The organism is Streptomyces chattanoogensis (assembly GCF_001294335.1).
Classification (GTDB): domain Bacteria; phylum Actinomycetota; class Actinomycetes; order Streptomycetales; family Streptomycetaceae; genus Streptomyces; species Streptomyces chattanoogensis.
Genome location: NZ_LGKG01000115.1, coordinates 1 through 247, shown reverse-complemented (window position 1 = coordinate 247; position 247 = coordinate 1). Strand labels below are relative to the sequence as shown.

The window sequence follows — 247 nt, the reverse complement described above, 5'->3', positions numbered from 1 at the left end:
GGGCGGCATCCCCTGGCAGCGGGTTCTGGAGCCGGAAGAGGTCGACGTCCCGCTGAACGTGGTGCCGGTGACCGAGGCCGGCCTGGCGAAGGAGCTGGCGACTGCCGCGGGCCGGGGATTCGATCTGGCCTCCGAACTACCGCTGCGTGCCTGGCTCTTCGAGCTGGGACCGCAGGACCACGTACTCCTCCTGGCCATGCATCACATCGCGATGGACGGCTGGTCGCTGGAGCCCCTGTTCAGGGAT

At 68.8% G+C, this 247-nt stretch carries 1 protein-coding gene; it reads left to right on the top strand.

Annotation, left to right across the window (positions count from 1 at the left end):
* The coding region (locus tag ADL29_RS14785; RefSeq protein ID WP_157878495.1) for a condensation domain-containing protein at nucleotides 1–247 on the top strand (247 nt) is incomplete at both ends.